This window comes from Proteus vulgaris, assembly GCF_016647575.1.
Taxonomy (GTDB): domain Bacteria; phylum Pseudomonadota; class Gammaproteobacteria; order Enterobacterales; family Enterobacteriaceae; genus Proteus; species Proteus mirabilis_B.
Genome location: NZ_CP032663.1, coordinates 3,393,738 through 3,412,436, shown reverse-complemented (window position 1 = coordinate 3,412,436; position 18,699 = coordinate 3,393,738). Strand labels below are relative to the sequence as shown.

Here is an 18,699-nt window from a genome sequence, read left to right as displayed (position 1 = left end):
AAAGATAGCTAATATAAAAAATCTCTGCTGCTATTTTGCTGCCATCAGCTTGCAGATGTAAAAAAGCCACCCAGTGAAAGGTGGCTTAATACACTGATAAATCAGTAAAAAATTGGTGGCCCCTACTGGACTTGAACCAGTGACCAAGCGATTATGAGTCGCCTGCTCTAACCAACTGAGCTAAGGGGCCTAATGGGATGAGATTATACGTGCCATTTGGCACTAGGTCTAGCCTTTGAATGACTGTATGCGCAAATTCTGTTCAATCTAAACAATAAAAAAATAAAACAGAGAATAACTGTGATATCAATAACATAGTGTAATGATTAACGGATAAGCTTACGTATAGGCACAATAATATAAATAATAAGGCTATTTTTTATAAATATGTGTAGGTGAAATTTATCGTAGCTTGGATAGATTGCAGATACCGTTTTGAAATCCCATAAAAAAACGCCTGTGATATCACAGGCGTTGATTATAACTTTTATTGAAAAGTAAGTTGATTACTCATCAAGGAAGCTACGTAACACTTCAGAACGGCTTGGGTGGCGTAATTTACGCAGTGCCTTCGCTTCAATCTGACGAATACGTTCACGGGTAACATCAAACTGTTTACCCACTTCTTCCAAGGTATGGTCGGTATTCATATCGATACCGAAACGCATACGCAGGACTTTTGCTTCACGTAATGTTAAACCTGCTAACACTTCGTGAGTTGCTGAACGTAAGCTTTCTGATGTTGCAGAATCCAGTGGTAACTCGAGAGTCGTATCCTCGATAAAATCACCTAAATGTGAATCTTCATCGTCACCGATTGGGGTTTCCATGGAGATTGGTTCTTTAGCGATTTTCAGTACCTTGCGGATCTTGTCTTCAGGCATCAGCATGCGTTCTGCAAGCTCTTCTGGTGAAGGCTCACGTCCCATCTCTTGCAACATTTGACGAGAAATACGGTTCAGTTTATTAATCGTTTCAATCATGTGAACAGGGATACGGATTGTACGCGCCTGATCAGCGATTGAACGAGTAATTGCCTGACGGATCCACCATGTTGCATAAGTTGAGAACTTATAACCACGACGGTATTCAAATTTATCAACCGCTTTCATCAGGCCGATATTCCCTTCCTGAATTAGGTCAAGGAACTGTAGGCCACGGTTGGTATATTTTTTCGCGATAGAGATAACGAGACGTAAGTTCGCTTCGACCATCTCTTTTTTTGCACGACGTGCTTTTGCTTCACCGATAGACATACGACGGTTAATATCTTTAACCTGTTCGATTGTCAGTCCAGTTTCAACTTCGATTTGTTGCAGTTTTTGTAAGCTGCGTTGTACTTCTTCTTCAATACCTGCCAGTTTTTCGGACCACGGCTTATTCATTGCACGAGCGGCAGTGAACCATGTGTCATTGGTTTCGTTACCTGTAAACAAAGTAATGAAGTTTTTCTTTGGCATCTTAACTTGATCAACACAAAGACGCATGATGTGGCGCTCTTGAGCACGAACTCGGTCCATCATGTCACGCATATTGTTAACCAGATAATCAAACTGTTTCGGTACTAAACGGAACTGTTTGAAAATTTCAGATAACAATAAGATTTCAAGCTCTGTATCTTTGTGGTTACGACCTTTCGCCTTGATAGTTTGGCGAGTTTTTTCGTATTGCTCACGAAGCTCAGTAAATTTCTGACGCGCTAATTCAGGATCGATGCTGTTATCATCATCGCTATCGCTGTCATTGTCGCCATCTTCATCTTCGTCTTCATCTTCGTCTTCAGCGCTGTTGTCAACTTCATCATCATCTTTGCCTAAGTTGACATCTTCACTTTCTGCCATTTCTTCGGCATTAGGGTCAATAAACGCAGTAATTAAGTCTGAAAGACGTGCTTCGCCAGCTTCAACGCGATCGTACTGTTCAAGAAGATAAGTAATTGCTTCAGGATATTCTGCAACGGAACATTGAACTTGGTTAATACCATCTTCAATGCGTTTTGCGATATCAATTTCACCTTCCCGGGTGAGCAGTTCAACGGTACCCATTTCGCGCATATACATACGCACAGGGTCGGTTGTACGGCCAATCTCAGATTCTACACTAGAAAGTACCTGAGCTGCGGCTTCTGCAGCATCATCATCAGTATCATTTGAATTTTCTGCCAGCATCAGATCATCGGCGTCAGGTGCTTCTTCCATAACCTGAATGCCCATGTCGTTAATCATCTGGATGATGTCTTCGATTTGATCTGAATCGACGATATCTTCCGGCAGATGGTCATTGACCTCAGCATAGGTCAGGTAGCCTTGCTCCTTACCTTTAGTAACAAGTAGCTTCAGCTGTGACTGCGGGTTTTGCTCCATAAGACGGTATCCACACTTCAAAGTAATTTGGGTTGGTGTCGGTCGGCGATAACTGTTCAGCCAACAATAACTACGGAGGGGCATTTCATTGTCGATTGCTACGGTCCCCTCAGCGTAGCAAATGTAGGTTTTTAGTACCTACCGATAGCGGCAATTAAGCCGTGTTTTTAATCTTAATTCTGTGTTTACTTTTTAACGCGTGCCTGTATTATCAATTGGACTTCTTCGCGTTCATCTTGCGTTAGGCCTTCTGTTCTCTCTTTCGCAATAAGGGCGTTTAAACGTTCGTCCATTGCGGTTAAAAAAAGATGATCTAACGTGTCTGTAAAGGTTTTCTCTGCAATCTCATCTATATCTATATCGTTCCACATTGCCAATTTTTCAAGCTGTTTACCGAATTTATTCTCTCTATAGAGTTCGATAATCTGTCCTGTATTTAGGCCCGGTTGTGCTTGGCAAACGGAAACTAATTCAATAAAAAGCGATAGACCTGCAATTTTTTCTGTACTTAATCCCTCGAGAGGGGGCACTAATTTAGAGAATTCTGGGTTTTGTATCAATAGGGCGATCAATATACGCATCGGTGTTGTGCGTAATTTTGTCGGTTGATACGATAATTCGTGATTAACCGGCGTTCTACCAAATAAACGATCCATCTGCTCTATATCGGGATTTCCCGTTAAGCTTCCAAGCTCTCTTAATAAATATAGACGTAAAGTTTCACTTGGGATCTTATCTATTAATGGTCTGGCTAAACTATACAGCTTACCATTGCCTTCTTGAGTACTCAGATCCACTTGAGGAACGAGTGAATCAAATAAAAATTCTGATAATGAATGTGCTTGTTCCATACGTTTTTCAAAAGCTTCTTTACCTTCACGACGAACCAATGAATCAGGATCATCACCTTCGGGTAAAAACATAAAACGTAAAGAGCGACCATCATTTAAAAAAGGAAGGGCGGTTTCCAATGCTCGCCATGCGGCATCACGACCGGCCCTATCTCCATCATAGCAGCAAATAATGTTATCCGTTGTCCGAAAGAGCAACTGGATATGTTCTGCTGTAGTGGAGGTTCCTAATGAGGCAACGGCATAATCAATACCAAACTGCGCTAATGCCACAACATCCATATAACCTTCAACAACTAATAGCTTTGTGACGTTATTATTAGATTGTTGTGCTTCATAAAGTCCGTAAAGTTGGCGGCCTTTATGGAATATCTCTGTTTCTGGTGAGTTCAAGTATTTAGGTAAATCATCACCTAATACTCGTCCACCGAAGGCAATAACACGGCCACGTCTATCTCGGATAGGAAACATGACTCGTTGGCGAAAACGATCATAAGTACGACCATTATCGTTAGTTATTACCATACCCGCTTCAAGAAGTAAGGCTTTATTATCGGCACTTTGACCAAAACGTTTTAGGGCGTTATCCCAACCTGTTGGTACAAACCCAATAGAAAAACGGGTAATAATATCTTCAGTAAGCCCACGATGCGCAAGGTAGTTTCTTGCTTCCTGTGCATCAGGTTTATTGAGAGCGCTACTATAATACTGATTCAACTTCTCCATCACTTGATAGAGATTTTGTCTTATATGTCGTTCAATAGGGCTACTGCCTGTTCCTGTTTCATAAGGAACTTCTAACCCATGCATTGCTGCTAACTCTTCAATGGTTTCGACAAACTCGAGCCTGTCGTAATTCATTAAAAAATCAATAGCATTGCCATGCGCGCCGCAACCAAAACAGTGATAAAACTGTTTGTCGCTATTTACTGTGAAAGAGGGCGTTTTTTCATTATGAAACGGACAACACGCTGAATGATTTTTGCCTTGTTTTTTTAACGGCACGCGAGCGTCGATAAGATCGATGATATCGGTTCGAGCTAGCAAATCATTGATAAATGAACGTGGAATTCGTCCAGCCATAAGCCCTTTTACGCCTGTTGTTGAACGAGAATAAGCCGCGCTCTCAGAAGAAAGCACGGCCTTTAACTGCGACTACAGTGTCTGCATACGTTGCGGTATAAGCCGCAAAATATTAGTACAGACGAGTACGACGTGCGTTTTCGCGAGCTAATTTTTTAGCGTGACGTTTTACTGCTGATGCTTTAGCGCGTTTACGTTCAGTCGTTGGTTTTTCATAAAACTCACGACGACGAACTTCTGCTAATACGCCTGCTTTTTCACAAGAGCGTTTGAAACGACGAAGAGCAACGTCAAATGGCTCGTTTTCACGTACTTTGATTACCGGCATGTGCCTCTCACCTCAATAGAAATCGGTTTGCGCTGGCATTATTTAAGCCAGCCGACATTTAAAATGGTGCGGAATTTTACTTCAAAGCAGGGCACTTTGTAAAGAGATGCACAAAATTGAAACGCAAACTCTCACTTTTGTGTCTTTTTTGGGAGAACACGAAAAGCGAAAATCGCTAACCACACATTTAAATCACTTAAAATAGGTGGATAATTATAGAACAGAAAAAGGAATTTGTCACATGCTGGTATGTAAAAGATGTGCCGAAGGCGTATAAAATCATCGAAATAATGGTACAATCGATTTATTACGCGAGTCCGCGAAGAAGAATTTGGAAGCGTCATGCGAGTTTTAGGTATTGAAACATCTTGCGATGAAACCGGTATCGCAATTTACGATGATAAAGCCGGTCTATTAGCGAATCAACTTTATAGCCAAATTAAACTGCACGCCGATTATGGTGGTGTAGTTCCTGAACTTGCTTCACGGGATCATATCCGTAAAACAGTACCTCTTATTCAAGCGGCACTGAAAGAAGCAAATCTTACGGCAAAAGATATTGATGCGGTTGCTTATACTGCGGGCCCCGGTCTTGTTGGCGCTTTGCTTGTAGGTGCAACAATTGGGCGCTCATTAGCTTTTGCATGGGATGTTCCTGCTATTCCTGTTCATCATATGGAAGGCCATTTATTGGCGCCAATGCTTGAAGAGAAAACACCTGAGTTTCCGTTTGTGGCGCTTTTGGTTTCTGGTGGTCATACACAGTTAATCAGTGTGACAGGAATTGGCGAATACACCTTATTAGGTGAATCTATCGATGATGCTGCTGGCGAAGCTTTTGATAAAACAGCAAAATTGTTGGGATTAGATTATCCCGGCGGTCCTGTATTATCGAAAATGGCGCAGCAGGGCACAGAAGGTCGATTTGTTTTTCCTCGCCCAATGACAGACAGACCGGGGCTTGACTTTAGTTTCTCTGGTTTAAAAACCTTTGCGGCTAATACAATTCGTCAAAATGACGATTCAGACCAAACTCGCGCTGATATTGCACGGGCATTTGAAGATGCTGTTGTTGATACGCTAGCGATAAAATGTCGCAGAGCTTTAGAACAAACGGGCTTTAAACGTTTAGTGATGGCGGGTGGTGTAAGTGCTAACCGGACATTACGTGCGAAAATGGAAACCGTGATGAAGCAATTAGGTGGCGAAGTTTTTTATGCGCGTCCTGAACTGTGTACTGATAATGGTGCAATGATTGCATTAGCGGGAATGATCCGCTTTAAAGGCGGTACAGAAGGCCCATTAAGTGTGACTGTAAGACCACGCTGGCCTTTAGCTGAATTGCCCGCCCTTGAAAATAAATAATATATTGTAAAGTGTCTATTTCTAATTTGGCACATGATATCTGCAAAAGAAAAGCCACTTTAAAGTGGCTTTTCTTTTTTCAATTCAAATTTTAAACAGAAGCTAATTAATCTTCTTTTTCTTGCTCTTTCGCTTCTTGAATGATCTCTTTTTCCGTTTTTTCAGTTTTTTTCTTCAATTTGTGCCAGATCCGGCTCTCTTGGCCGCGCCATAAACGTTGAATATTGTCATGATGACGGTAAAGTACAAGACATGATAATAACGCGACGGGATAAGTGAATTCTGGTTTAAACCACCAAACGTAAAAAGGGGCAAGCAGTGCGCTGATGATCGCGCCAAGTGATGAATAGCCACTCAGTAAGACGGTGAGTAACCATGTTCCTGCGATAAGACCACTTAAATCCCAACCAATGGCAGCGATAGCACCAAACGCAGTGGCGACGCCTTTTCCGCCTTTAAAGTGGAAGAAAACAGGGTAGATATGCCCAAGGCAAGCCGCGATTGCCACAATGCCGAGGTAAAAAGGAGGCACATTTAAGTAGTAGGCGAGCCAAACAGGGAGCATCCCTTTTAGGACGTCACAGATAAGTACTGCCGCTGCGGCCGCTTTTCCACCAATACGTAGGACGTTGGTCGCTCCGGGATTGCCAGAGCCAAATTTTCTTGGATCAGGTAGTCTTGCCAGTCGGCAAATCAATATCGCGCTGGAGATTGAGCCGCACAAGTAGGCGAAGATGATCATTCCAAGTGCGTTAGCACTCATTTGTATTCTCCAATGTTTATGTAAGTTCGTTAGGCATGTATGGATAATACGCATATTTCATCGGAAGTGGTATCCGATGAGCAGAAAAAATAAGAGATGACGTGATGGATATCGTATTTATTGAGCAATTATCAGTAATAACCACAATCGGTGTTTATGATTGGGAAAAAACCATAAAGCAAAAATTAGTGTTCGATATCGAAATGGAATGGGATAACAAACGCGCATCCCAAACCGATGATGTGGTTCATTGTTTAGATTATGCCAGTGTGAGTAATGCAATCATTGACTATGTTGAGACTCGACGTTTTGAATTAGTTGAACGTGTAGCAGAAGAAGTGGCACAGCTATTGATAACTCAATTTGCTGTACCTAGAGTAAAAATTAAATTAGCGAAACCTGGGGCTGTTGCACAAGCCAAAAACGTGGGTGTGATTATTGAGCGTAAAGCTTAATTAGTGCTGATCCTGATTAAGTCGCGATTTCCATTTTATAATCGCGACTTCTCGTTGCTTGGTTAGCGCATCTCGTATTGCACTTCCTTTTAATCCACTTTCAATAATTGGCTTAATATCCACATTATTTGCAATTGCGAAAGCTTGGCAAAGAAACGCGCGTTGTGGGTAAACGAGATTTTCTAATCCTTTGCGTCCTCTAGCGTCGGCTTCACTCACCATTGCTAATTGCTCAACACGTTCAGGTTTTCGCCATGCATCAATAGCATCAAATAAGCGGATTATTTTTGAAGGGCGCATTCTATCAATACGATGGATATGATCATGAAATCTTGCCGTTAAGCGTGCCAAATCACGGATATGATTAGGAATACGATAACGCAGGCATAAGGCTTCAACTAAGGGAACACCAGCAGGACCATGTCCATGGTGATGAGGCCAATTTTCAGGAGGTGTTAATCCTTTTCCCAAATCATGGCATAAGGCGCTAAAGCGCACTGCAATATCGTCGGTTAATTGGCTGGCGATATTGAGTACCATCATGGCATGAATGCCTGTATCGATTTCTGGATGCCATTTTTCAGGCGCAGGAACACCAAACAAAGCATCAATTTCAGGGAAAAGAACGCTTAAAGCACCACATTGGCGTAGAACTTCAAAATAGACTTGAGGCGCGGGGCTCTCAAGGGCTTTTTCTGTCTCTTTCCAAACACGTTCAGCAGTCAGTGCATTTAGCTCGCCACTTTGTGCCATCGTTTTCATTAATTGCAGTGTTTCAGGTGCAACATTAAATCCTAAAAGTGCAAATCGTGCAGCAAAACGTGCAACTCGCAAAACTCTTAAAGGATCTTCTGAAAAGGCTTCAGAAACATGGCGAAGTTGTCTTGCATGGATATCATCTATGCCATGATAAGGATCGACATATTCACCATCAGCAGAATAAGCAATGGCATTAATGGTGAGATCACGACGTGCGAGATCGTCTTCTAACGTGACATCTGGTGCCGCATAACAAGTGAAACCCGTGTAACCTGAGCCTGATTTTCGTTCTGTACGCGCAAGGGCATACTCTTCATGAGTATCTGGATGAAGAAAAACAGGAAAATCTTTGCCTACTTGTTGATAGCCTTGTTGTAACAGCATTTGAGGTGTTGCACCAACAACAACCCAATCTCTGTCTTTTACTGGCATCTGTAATAGTTGGTCGCGCACAGCGCCACCAACAAGGTATATATTCACGGGATCACTGTTCCTTTGGCTGGATATTAGTTCATCCAACGATCATTACGTTTACGACGGCGCGGAATAATATGTGGAAGGATCAGACCAAAAACAAGACCTGCACCTGCAACACCACCACCATACATAAACCACTGTAAGATGATATCGCGTTGTCTGTCATCTAATTGTTGATTAGCAAAATCGAGTTTTTTCTCTGCGACAGCGAGCTTTGTTCTCATTTGTTCATTTTCTTTTTTCAAGCCATTGATGATGTCATCGCTGTTTGAAACTTTATTTTGCATATCAGTGGTGCGTTGGTTCCAGCTTTGATCGATATTCGCCAGTTTATCGCGCAGTGTTTGGATCTCTTTTTCCATAGCAGGAATACGAGTACGCATACTTGGTTGGGCACTGAGTTGGCTTTCTGGTAGCCAAACGGTACGATCTTTATCGTCTTTAATCTGTACATAACCCGTTGCTGCGTTACGAGAAATGACAGTAACGGTTGAGCCCGAGTTTAAAGAGCCAACAATTCGATACTGATTTCCTGGTCCACTGTGTACATAAGTGGATAATTCATCGGAAACATAACGAGTTTCTGCGTGTGAGCTCAGAGAAACGCCTAAGCCAAGTAAGGAAAGAAAAAGTAAGGGTAATTTTCGCATTATGTTTTCAACTTTTTTATCTATACAAGAGAATATTTTTACTGATACTAAAGAGTAAAGTTTGCGTAAGCAAATAGTAAACCAGAATGAGAACACTCTTAACTGGTAGAATATAGGGATAATCTGCCTTTTATTCATTATTGTTATTAGGCTATCACTTGCAAAATGAAAATGCGTCAAATATTTTACTAATCAATTGATTTACTTAAGGGAAATAGAATGAGCCAATTAGAAACTGAACTCAAAATGAGTGCCATACCTGCCGCTATTCCTCACATTATTCAGCGCATTCTTACTCTACCTCATCAGCACTCTGCACCTAAAAAGCTGACTAATCTTTACTTTGAGACGACAGATAATCAAATTCGTCGTTGGGATATGGGGTTGCGTATTCGTGGTGTTGATGAAAGTTATGAAATGACAATTAAAACAGCCGGTAAAGTGGTTGCAGGTTTGCATCAACGTCCAGAATATAATGTGAAATTAGAGCAACCTAAATTAGATTTAGCTCGCTTTCCAGCAGAAATCTGGCCTGAAAATACAGATTTAACCCTATTAGAAACACAACTCAATGTGCTGTTTAATACCGATTTTTATCGTGAAATCTGGCTGGTGGATTTTCAAAATAGCCAAATTGAAGTGGTATTAGATAAAGGTACTATTCGTACTCATCAATATGAGTTACCGATCGAAGAGTTCGAGTTAGAGCTTAAAAAAGGCGATGTGTCAGATGTTATCGCATTAGCGACTTATTTGGGTGAGAAGGGAGGATTGCGCCTCGCTTCTCGCAGTAAAGCGGCTCGTGGCTATTATTTAGCAAAGGATAAACCTGCTTTATCGTTGAGTGTGGTGAACCTTTCTCCTAGTGATACAACTGCTCAGCAACTCACAAAATGGTTAAGTGCAATACAAGCATTAGAAGAAGCCATTTTTGCTAACCCAACACCACCGACAATCACTATGCCTGCAATGTTGGCGTTATTTTCAGATTGGTGTAAAAAACAGTCTGATTTACCTGGATCTATGCAACAGTCACTCAATGGTATTTCACCGTTAACATTTACAACCGCAACCGACTATTATCATGTTTTATGGTTGAACTTTAAGTTATCTTCTATGGCGTGGTTACTATCTATTGCTTAATTTTCTGACAACTTGAGAGTCTATTTATGTCTGTTATCGGTGTATTTCAACAATTGTGGAATAAAGCGCAGTGTGGGTTCTCTTCTCAATTAAATGCGTTAGCGCCTTTTAGTGAGCTTGAACAACAGTTTTTTGCTTTTAGCCCTTTTGCAACAGAGCATTTACACGTTAATCCGCAATGGTTGACGGATATCAGGCAAAATCCACCAACCAGTGTGGAATGGCAGAGTTATGAGTCTCAATTAACAGAAAAATTAGCCAATATTGATAATGAAGATGATGTGATGCGGATCTTACGCCAATTTCGTCATCAACAATTAGTGCGCATTGCATGGCTACAATTTTTTCAATTAGGCGATATTCCTTGTGCACTAAAACATTTGAGCGTATTGGCTGAAACATTAATTTGTGTCGCGAGAGATACGCTTTATCAGCAATGTTGCCAACAATGGGGAACTCCCTGTGATAATGAGGGAAAACCTCAGCCATTACTGATTTTAGGAATGGGAAAACTGGGTGGATTTGAACTTAACTTTTCTTCTGATATCGACTTAATTTTTGCCTATCCTGAAAATGGATTTACGCAAGGTGGACGCCGAGAATTAGATAATGCACAGTTTTTTACTCGCTTAGGTCAAAAGCTTATTAAGGCTTTGGATCAACATACCATTGATGGCTTTGTCTATCGTGTTGATATGCGATTGCGCCCTTTTGGTGAAAGCGGTCCTTTGGTAATGAGTTTTGCAGCACTGGAAGATTATTATCAAGAGCAAGGGCGCGATTGGGAACGCTATGCGATGATCAAAGCGCGTGTGCTAGGTGCAGAAAAGAAAGAGTATTGCCAAGTTTTACGGCAAATGTTGCGTCCTTTTGTTTATCGTCGTTATATTGATTTTAGTGTTATCCAATCACTTAGAAATATGAAATCCATGATCAGTCGTGAAGTACGCCGTCGTGGTATGATTGATAATATAAAATTAGGCTCTGGTGGTATTCGTGAAATCGAATTTATTACTCAGGTTTTCCAGCTAATTCGCGGGGGAAGAGAGCCTGAGTTACAAAGTAATTCATTATTAACAGTGCTTAATGTTATCACTAAACTTGAGCTGTTAACGTCACAAGAAACCGCTCAACTCACTGAAAGTTATCTTTTTCTTCGTCGATTAGAAAATTTACTACAATCTATTGGCGATCAACAAACCCAAACCCTACCTGAAAGTGAAGAAGATAAAGCACGGTTAACTTTTGCAATGGGATTTGATGATTGGGAAACGCTTTATCAAGAAATTAACCATAAGATGCAGGCGGTTTCCGTGATATTCACGCAATTGATTGGTGAAGAAGACGAGAATGATGATGAAGATGATATCTCTGAATTTAAGCGTCTTTGGTTACTTGGGCGTTTGCCTGAAACGTCGCCATTATTTCATGAAACATTAACCATCGAAGCTCTTGGGGCGATAAATCAGACGTTACAGAATTTTCGACAAGATATTGGCAAGCGAACGATTGGACCGAGAGGACGTGATGTTCTTGATGCCTTAATGCCCAAACTATTAGCTAAAATTTGCCAGCAACCTCAAACTCTAGTGACACTACAACGTGTGACGCCTCTGCTATTAAGCATTGTGAGTCGTACAACGTATTTAGAGCTGATGCAAGAGTCGGATGAAGTTTTAACACATGTTATACGACTCTGTGCGGCATCACCGATGATCGCTGAACAATTAGCGCTTCACCCTTTATTGCTAGATGAATTACTTGATCCTAACTCTCTTTATCAACCCCTGCCTTTAGATGCGTATCGTGATGAATTACGCCAATATTTATTACGTGTACCGGAAGAAGATGAAGAGCAACGATTAGAAGCATTGCGCCAGTTTAAGCAAGCCCAATTACTACGTATCGCTGCTGAAGATATTACAGGTGTATTACCAGTCATGAAGGTTAGCGACCACTTAACCTATTTAGCTGAAGCTATTATTCATGCTGTTGTTCATCAAGCTTGGTCATATATGGTGAAACGTTATGGTGAGCCTGAACATTTAGCTCATCGTGATGGATTGGGTTTTGCAGTCATTGGGTACGGTAAATTGGGGGGATGGGAGCTAGGATATAGCTCTGATTTGGATTTGGTCTTTTTATTAGATTGTCCAATAAATACGGTGACAACAGGGGCTAAACAGATTGATGCCCGCCAATTTTATCTGCGTTTAGCACAGCGTATTATCCATTTATTTAGTACCAGAACATCTTCTGGTGTGTTGTACGAAGTCGATGCGCGTTTACGCCCTTCAGGTGAATCCGGTATGTTGGTTAGTACTATTCAAGCTTTTGATGAATATCAGAAAAATGAAGCTTGGACTTGGGAGCATCAAGCGCTAATTCGTGCCAGAATGATTTACGGCGATGATGAATTACAACAGATGTTTTCACGTATTCGTCATGAAACGTTATGTCTTTCTCGTGATGCTGATGTGTTACAAAATGAAGTGCGCGATATGCGTAAAAAAATGGTGCAGCATCTTGCACCAACACAAACAGATAAGTTTGATTTAAAAACTTCATCTGGCGGCATTACCGATATTGAATTTATCGCACAATATTTAGTATTGCGTTTTTCTCACCAATATCCAGCTTTAACTCGTTGGTCTGATAATGTGCGTATTTTTGAGTTAATGGCAAAACATCAAGTAATGGATGAAGATGAAGCTCTCGCTTTAACACATGCTTATGTCACATTACGTAATGAATTGCATCATCTGGCGCTACAAGCATTACCTGCCATTGTGGATAATCATTGTTTTATCGCAGAGCGAGAGTGCGTATTAAAAAGCAAACTGAAGTGGCTCGGTGAACAAGAGTAATGGTTTGTTGGCATGAAGTCTTATGTGTATCTCTTTTTGCCTAACAAGTTATGGTATTATTTCGGCTTATTTTGAAAATAAATGTGGAGTATGGGATGAAAGTAACGCTGCCGGATTTTAATAAGGCCAATGTGTTGGTTGTCGGTGACGTCATGTTAGACCGCTATTGGTATGGCCCAACAAGTCGAATTTCACCAGAAGCCCCAGTGCCAGTGGTCAAAGTAGATACCACAGAAGAGCGACCAGGCGGGGCTGCAAACGTTGCAATGAATATCGCGTCTCTTGGTGCTAATTCGCGTTTAGTGGGTTTAACCGGTATTGATGAAGCCGCAAAAGCATTGAGCAATACATTAAATCAGGTCAATGTGCGTTGTGATTTTGTCTCTGTTGCGACACATCCAACGATCACAAAATTACGTGTTCTTTCTCGTAATCAGCAATTAATCCGTCTTGATTTTGAAGAAGGATTTAGCAATGTTGATCCTCAACCTATTTATGAACGTATTCAGCAAGCATTGCCTTCTATTGGTGCATTGGTTTTATCAGACTATGCCAAAGGGGCGCTTTCTCATGTTCAAGAGATGATCAAACTGGCAAAAAAAGCGGGTGTACCTGTATTAATCGATCCTAAGGGATCTGATTTTGAACGTTATCGCGGTGCAACGTTATTAACGCCAAATATGTCTGAATTTGAACAAGTCGTTGGTGTTTGTAAAACCGATGAAGAGCTGGTGGAAAAAGGCACAAAATTAGTTAGAGATTTAGATCTTGAAGCGCTGCTTATCACTCGCTCAGAGCGCGGAATGAGCTTACTTCGTGCTAATGAAGCCCCACTGCATTTACCAACTCAAGCACAAGAAGTTTATGATGTTACTGGTGCTGGTGATACGGTAATTGGCGTATTAGCAACCTCTTTAGCTGCTGGTAAACCTTTAGGTGAAGCCTGTTTCCTTGCTAACGCAGCTGCGGGTGTTGTTGTCGGTAAATTAGGGACATCAACGGTGTCACCTATCGAGCTTGAAAATGCAATCCGTGGTCGTTCTGACAACGGTTTCGGCATGATGGAAGAAGAGCAACTAAAACAAGCTGTCGAATTAGCGCGTCAACGTGGTGAGCGTATCGTTATGACGAATGGTTGTTTTGATATTCTTCATGCAGGTCACGTTAGCTATTTAGCGAACGCACGTAAATTAGGTGATCGCCTTATTGTTGCTGTAAATAGTGATGCGTCTACTAAGCGATTAAAAGGTGAAAGTCGTCCTGTTAACCCATTAGAGCAGCGCATGACAGTTTTAGGTGCTTTAGGTGCAGTCGATTGGGTTGTTGCATTTGAAGAAGATACACCACAGCGCTTAATTGCCTCTGTATTACCGGATATCTTAGTTAAAGGTGGCGATTATAAGCCTGAAGATATCGCAGGTAGTAAAGAAGTTTGGGCAGCAGGTGGTGAAGTAAAAGTGCTGAATTTTGAAGATGGTATTTCTACAACAAATATCATTAACGCAATTAAAAAGAAATAATTAAGCTCTTTTATTAAGCTTAAAAGAAAGCACTCTACGGGGTGCTTTTTTTGTTATGGTGACTAATTATTATGTTCTAATATTATCAATAATTATTGTTCTCGTTTTAAATGATACTCAACAATATAATCTTGAGTGTTTCTATACATGATTGAATAGTTAATATAATCACCATGGATACTGTATGATAATGTGCTGAGTCTTAATATTGGAATGTTATTTTCTATTTTTAATAATTGACAAATATTGTTGTCTGGCATTATAGGATGAAATGTTTCGTAACTTCCCGCTATTTTTATTTGGCAAACATTCTCAATAAAGTCAAACTTAGAGCCTTCTAAATGGGTTAATGTTAAATTAGTAAAATATTTAACAGGCATATAACTATCTTCAACAATAAGCGGTTTATTATCAACGTAACGTATTCGCCTTGAATAAAAAATACGTTCATTTGAATTAATTCGTAATTTGCTAGCAATAGATAAAGGACAGGGAATAACACTAAATTCTATAACTTCACTTCTTACATTGTGGCCTGTATTTGCCATTAATTCGACAAAGCCTTTTAAGCTTGCATTTTCATGATGAACATCTTTCTCTTTAATATAAGTCCCTGAACCTTGCTTCCGTTCTAATAAACCTGCGATAACCAGTAAATCTATAGCTTTACGGATAGTCATCCTTGAAACATCGTATTGCTCTGCTAATGTTTTTTCAGCCGGTAATGTGTCACCAATTTGATATCCTGCCGAATTTATTTGAATTCTTAGGCTTTTTGCAATGTCTTTATAGATCACTTTTATACCTCTTTTTATTCTAAAAAATAGTTTTCTATATTTAGAATATCTGAGTCTAATGTTTTGATATATAGCAAAATGATTTGTAGTTTGAAAATGTGAACGTTATCAAAAAATAAAAAGTGATCTGCTTTTTTACAAAAAGGTAGATCACTTTACTTGAAAGATTAATATGAATTAGATCACGAATAACTCATTTCGAGTGAGAGAATAAAGAGAAAAGAATCTAATCTGAATTTACAGAATAAAAATAAATTAAATAGTATGTCGTCCCAGTAGCAGTAAATAAGAGGATATTTTTATGCTCAGTCAAATACAAAGATTTGGTGGAGCCATGTTTACCCCTGTCCTGCTATTTCCTTTTGCAGGTATTGTTGTAGGCATTGCAATTCTATTACAGAATCCATTATTTATTAGTGAAGATTTATTAAGACCTGATAGTTTATTTGCTCAAATTGTTCATATTATTGAAGAGGGTGGATGGACTGTTTTTCGCAATATGCCTCTTATTTTTGCAATTGGTTTACCAATAGGTTTAGCCAAAACAGCACAAGCAAGAGCTTGCCTTGCCGTTATGGTGAGTTTTCTCACTTGGAATTATTTTATTAATGCTATGGGTATTGTTTGGGGAAGTTATTTCGGCGTGGACTTTACAAATGAAGTTGGCGGAAATAGTGGCCTTACAATGATTGCCGGTATTAAAACATTAGATACTAGTATTATTGGTGCAATTATTATTGCTGGTATTGTAACAAGTATACATAACCGTTATTTCGATAAACAGCTTCCTGTATTTCTAGGTATATTTCAGGGAACATCTTATGTTGTATTAATTAGTTTTTTTGTGATGTTACCTTTAGCGTGGATAACATTATTTTTCTGGCCTAAAGTGCAAGTTGGTATTCAATCTTTGCAAGTGTTTATGGTTGAATCAGGCTCTTTAGGTGTTTGGATATATACCTTTCTTGAGCGTATTTTAATTCCTACTGGTTTACATCATTTTATTTATGGACCTTTTATTTTTGGCCCAGCAGTCACTGAACACGGTATTCAAGTTGATTGGGCTCAAAATATGCAATATTTCAGTCAAAGTACACAATCTTTAAAAGAGTTATTTCCTGAAGGTGGCTTTGCGCTACATGGTAATAGCAAAGTTTTTGGCTCTATTGGTATAGCGCTAGCTCTCTATTTTACTGCCGCGCCTAAAAATAGAGCCAAGATTGCGGGTTTACTTATACCTTCTGCATTGACCGCTGTATTTGTGGGAATAACAGAACCTTTAGAATTCACATTTTTATTTATCTCACCGTTATTGTTTGCCATTCATGCCGTGTTAGCCGCCACATTAGCGACAACGCTTTATCACTTTGGGGTTGTTGGAAATATGGGTGGGGGGATCATCGACAATTTTCTTCCTATGAATTGGATCCCAATGTTTCATAACCATTACGGAATGATTATCACGCAAATAGTTATAGGGCTCATTTTTACAATGATTTGGTTTGTGGTGTTTAGAACATTAATTATCAAACTTAATTTAAAAACACCGGGTCGTGAAGAAGATGACGAAGAGATAAAACTTTATAGCAAACAAGACTATAAAAATAAAAAGTCACAAGTTTCAGATAGTTCAAAAACAGCAAAAGAAGATCGCAAACTCGCACTTCCTAAAGGCATTCTTGAAGGCTTAGGGGGAAGTAGAAATATCAAATCCTTAAATAATTGTGCAACACGTTTACGTATTGAAGTGATAGATAACGAAATAGTTGAAACGGATGCTTATTTCAAAGGGCTCGGTGTACATGGTGTGGTGCGTAAAGGCCATGCATTACAAATCATTATCGGGCTACATGTTTCTCAAGTGAGAGACAAAATTGAACAACTTATGAAAGAAGATACACAAAAAATCATCTTGTCGGAGGCTATATAATGAAGAAGTTCTCAGTCGTAATTGCAGGTGGCGGTAGTACATTTACACCCGGTATTATTTTGATGCTACTGGAAAATTTAAAACGTTTTCCATTAAGAGCCATCAAATTTTATGACAATGATGCCGAGCGGCAAGAAACCATTGCTAAAGCTTGTGAAATAATTCTTACTGAAAAGGCACCTGAAATTGAATTTTGCTATACCACAGATCCTAAAACTGCCTTTACGGATGTTGATTTTGTTATGGCGCATATCCGTGTTGGTAAATATCCAATGCGTGAAAAAGATGAAAAAATTCCTTTGCGCCATGGTGTATTAGGACAAGAAACTTGTGGGCCTGGTGGTATTGCTTATGGTATGCGTTCTATTGGGGGAGTCTTAGAGTTGGTTGAATATATGGAAAAATATTCACCAAATGCATGGATGCTAAATTATTCTAACCCTGCTGCAATTGTCGCTGAAGCTACTCGTCGTTTAAAACCTAATGCGAAGATCTTAAATATTTGTGATATGCCAATTGGCATTGAATCACGTATGGCACAAATTGCAGGATTAAAATCACGTAAAGAGATGCGAGTTCGTTACTACGGTTTAAATCATTTTGGCTGGTGGACTCAAGTTGAAGATTTACAGGGGAATGATTTACTGCCTGTGATCCGTAAACATGTTGCTGAACATGGGTATATTCCAAAAGTGGCTGGTGAGCCAGTTGAAGCCAGCTGGAATGATACATTCGGTAAAGCAAAAGATGTGTGGGCATTAGATCCAGCAACAATGCCAAACACTTACTTGAAGTATTATTTATTCCCTGATTATGTTGTTGAGCATTCTGATCCTCATCATACTCGTGCGAATGAAGTGATGGAGCACAGAGAAAAGAATGTGTTCAGCGCTTGTCGTGCCATTACTAATGCAGGTAAATCATCGGCAGGGCATCTTGAGATTGATGAACACGCTTCTTACATTGTCGATCTAGCAACAGCTATTGCGTTTAATACCCAAGAAAGAATGCTACTGATCGTTCCTAACAACGGATCAATTATTAACTTTGATCCTGAGGCGATGGTAGAGATCCCTTGTATTGTCGGAAGTCATGGCCCAGAGCCTTTGGTAATGGGTAAAATTCCATTATTTCAAAAAGGAATGATGAGCCAACAAGTTGCAGTTGAAAAATTAGTGGTAGAAGCGTGGATTGAAAAATCCTATTTAAAACTGTGGCAAGCCATTACGATGTCTAAAACTGTACCAAGTGCGACTGTCGCGAAAGCGATTTTAGATGATTTAATTGAAGCAAATAAAGACTATTGGCCGGAATTAAAATAGTTGCTAATGGATTATTAAGGTTATAA

Annotated in this window: 14 protein-coding genes and 1 tRNA gene; 7 read left to right on the top strand and 8 right to left on the bottom strand. The window is 39.9% G+C overall.

Annotated features, from left to right (window positions below):
- Nucleotides 1–113 precede the first annotated feature (113 nt).
- From D7029_RS15620 to rpsU, 4 genes are all read right to left on the bottom strand, one after another.
- Nucleotides 114–190: transfer RNA gene (locus D7029_RS15620), tRNA-Ile, on the bottom strand.
- 316 nt (nucleotides 191–506) lie between these two features.
- Nucleotides 507–2,363 carry an RNA polymerase sigma factor RpoD gene (rpoD, locus tag D7029_RS15615; protein ID WP_109373053.1) on the bottom strand — a complete coding sequence of 619 codons (1,857 nt, stop codon included), beginning with the start codon at nucleotides 2,361–2,363 and terminating at the stop codon, nucleotides 507–509.
- Between the two features lie 185 nt (nucleotides 2,364–2,548).
- Nucleotides 2,549–4,297: a DNA primase gene (gene dnaG, locus D7029_RS15610; protein WP_194952689.1), complete on the bottom strand. Its 1,749-nt coding sequence runs from the start codon at nucleotides 4,295–4,297 to the stop codon at nucleotides 2,549–2,551.
- Nucleotides 4,298–4,409: 112 nt separating this feature from the next.
- A complete protein-coding gene (rpsU, locus tag D7029_RS15605; protein ID WP_001144069.1) occupies nucleotides 4,410–4,625 on the bottom strand; it encodes a 30S ribosomal protein S21 in 216 nt (71 codons plus the stop codon).
- 342 nt (nucleotides 4,626–4,967) lie between these two features.
- Between rpsU and tsaD the strand changes: the two genes are divergently transcribed.
- The gene (gene tsaD / locus D7029_RS15600; protein WP_194951171.1) at nucleotides 4,968–5,990 is read left to right on the top strand and encodes a tRNA (adenosine(37)-N6)-threonylcarbamoyltransferase complex transferase subunit TsaD; all 1,023 of its coding nucleotides are present in this window, start codon (nucleotides 4,968–4,970) and stop codon (nucleotides 5,988–5,990) included.
- Nucleotides 5,991–6,096: 106 nt separating this feature from the next.
- On the opposite strand, the gene plsY is transcribed toward tsaD, so the two are convergent.
- Entirely contained in the window at nucleotides 6,097–6,753 is a 657-nt protein-coding gene (gene plsY, locus D7029_RS15595; RefSeq protein WP_075672895.1) for a glycerol-3-phosphate 1-O-acyltransferase PlsY, read from the bottom strand.
- Nucleotides 6,754–6,857: 104 nt separating this feature from the next.
- Here plsY and folB point away from each other — a divergent pair, with 104 nt between their 5' ends.
- Complete coding sequence (gene folB / locus D7029_RS15590) at nucleotides 6,858–7,208, top strand: bifunctional dihydroneopterin aldolase/7,8-dihydroneopterin epimerase (RefSeq protein ID WP_075672896.1); 351 nt, start codon at nucleotides 6,858–6,860, stop codon at nucleotides 7,206–7,208.
- Here the strand turns inward: folB and D7029_RS15585 are convergent, their stop codons facing one another.
- Together D7029_RS15585 and D7029_RS15580 are read right to left on the bottom strand one after the other, a co-directional pair.
- The gene (locus tag D7029_RS15585; RefSeq protein WP_194951170.1) at nucleotides 7,209–8,447 is read right to left on the bottom strand and encodes a multifunctional CCA addition/repair protein; all 1,239 of its coding nucleotides are present in this window, start codon (nucleotides 8,445–8,447) and stop codon (nucleotides 7,209–7,211) included. It abuts the gene before it with no gap.
- Between the two features lie 26 nt (nucleotides 8,448–8,473).
- Nucleotides 8,474–9,094, bottom strand: a complete 621-nt coding sequence (locus tag D7029_RS15580) for a TIGR04211 family SH3 domain-containing protein (RefSeq protein WP_088494638.1) — start codon at nucleotides 9,092–9,094, stop codon at nucleotides 8,474–8,476.
- A 219-nt stretch (nucleotides 9,095–9,313) separates the two neighbouring features.
- Here D7029_RS15580 and D7029_RS15575 point away from each other — a divergent pair, with 219 nt between their 5' ends.
- The 3 genes from D7029_RS15575 (at nucleotide 9,314) to hldE (ending at nucleotide 14,624) form a co-directional block, all read left to right on the top strand.
- Complete coding sequence (locus tag D7029_RS15575) at nucleotides 9,314–10,237, top strand: inorganic triphosphatase (RefSeq protein ID WP_194951169.1); 924 nt, start codon at nucleotides 9,314–9,316, stop codon at nucleotides 10,235–10,237.
- A gap of 26 nt (nucleotides 10,238–10,263) precedes the next feature.
- Nucleotides 10,264–13,104 carry a bifunctional [glutamate--ammonia ligase]-adenylyl-L-tyrosine phosphorylase/[glutamate--ammonia-ligase] adenylyltransferase gene (gene glnE / locus D7029_RS15570; protein WP_194951168.1) on the top strand — a complete coding sequence of 947 codons (2,841 nt, stop codon included), beginning with the start codon at nucleotides 10,264–10,266 and terminating at the stop codon, nucleotides 13,102–13,104.
- 95 nt (nucleotides 13,105–13,199) lie between these two features.
- Nucleotides 13,200–14,624, top strand: coding sequence for a bifunctional D-glycero-beta-D-manno-heptose-7-phosphate kinase/D-glycero-beta-D-manno-heptose 1-phosphate adenylyltransferase HldE (gene hldE, locus D7029_RS15565; protein WP_194951167.1), 1,425 nt, complete (start codon nucleotides 13,200–13,202; stop codon nucleotides 14,622–14,624).
- Between the two features lie 92 nt (nucleotides 14,625–14,716).
- Here the strand turns inward: hldE and D7029_RS15560 are convergent, their stop codons facing one another.
- Nucleotides 14,717–15,421 carry a GntR family transcriptional regulator gene (locus D7029_RS15560; RefSeq protein WP_088494641.1) on the bottom strand — a complete coding sequence of 235 codons (705 nt, stop codon included), beginning with the start codon at nucleotides 15,419–15,421 and terminating at the stop codon, nucleotides 14,717–14,719.
- 301 nt (nucleotides 15,422–15,722) lie between these two features.
- Here D7029_RS15560 and D7029_RS15555 point away from each other — a divergent pair, with 301 nt between their 5' ends.
- The gene (locus tag D7029_RS15555) at nucleotides 15,723–17,351 is read left to right on the top strand and encodes an alpha-glucoside-specific PTS transporter subunit IIBC (RefSeq protein ID WP_194951166.1); all 1,629 of its coding nucleotides are present in this window, start codon (nucleotides 15,723–15,725) and stop codon (nucleotides 17,349–17,351) included.
- Nucleotides 17,351–18,673: a 6-phospho-alpha-glucosidase gene (locus tag D7029_RS15550; protein WP_088494643.1), complete on the top strand. Its 1,323-nt coding sequence runs from the start codon at nucleotides 17,351–17,353 to the stop codon at nucleotides 18,671–18,673. Before D7029_RS15555 ends, D7029_RS15550 begins: the two co-directional genes overlap by 1 nt.
- The last annotated feature ends 26 nt before the right edge of the window (nucleotides 18,674–18,699 follow it).

Bases quoted from the DNA above. Each gene is read 5' to 3' on its own strand.
- D7029_RS15575 (WP_194951169.1), top strand. From the start codon at position 9,314: ATGAGCCAATTAGAAACTGAACTCAAAATGAGTGCCATACCTGCCGCT.
- rpsU (WP_001144069.1), bottom strand. From the start codon at position 4,625: ATGCCGGTAATCAAAGTACGTGAAAACGAGCCATTTGACGTTGCTCTT.
- D7029_RS15555 (WP_194951166.1), top strand. From the start codon at position 15,723: ATGCTCAGTCAAATACAAAGATTTGGTGGAGCCATGTTTACCCCTGTC.
- hldE (WP_194951167.1), top strand. From the start codon at position 13,200: ATGAAAGTAACGCTGCCGGATTTTAATAAGGCCAATGTGTTGGTTGTC.
- tsaD (WP_194951171.1), top strand. From the start codon at position 4,968: ATGCGAGTTTTAGGTATTGAAACATCTTGCGATGAAACCGGTATCGCA.
- rpoD (WP_109373053.1), bottom strand. From the start codon at position 2,363: ATGGAGCAAAACCCGCAGTCACAGCTGAAGCTACTTGTTACTAAAGGT.
- glnE (WP_194951168.1), top strand. From the start codon at position 10,264: ATGTCTGTTATCGGTGTATTTCAACAATTGTGGAATAAAGCGCAGTGT.
- folB (WP_075672896.1), top strand. From the start codon at position 6,858: ATGGATATCGTATTTATTGAGCAATTATCAGTAATAACCACAATCGGT.
- D7029_RS15550 (WP_088494643.1), top strand. From the start codon at position 17,351: ATGAAGAAGTTCTCAGTCGTAATTGCAGGTGGCGGTAGTACATTTACA.
- plsY (WP_075672895.1), bottom strand. From the start codon at position 6,753: ATGAGTGCTAACGCACTTGGAATGATCATCTTCGCCTACTTGTGCGGC.
- dnaG (WP_194952689.1), bottom strand. From the start codon at position 4,297: ATGGCTGGACGAATTCCACGTTCATTTATCAATGATTTGCTAGCTCGA.
- D7029_RS15580 (WP_088494638.1), bottom strand. From the start codon at position 9,094: ATGCGAAAATTACCCTTACTTTTTCTTTCCTTACTTGGCTTAGGCGTT.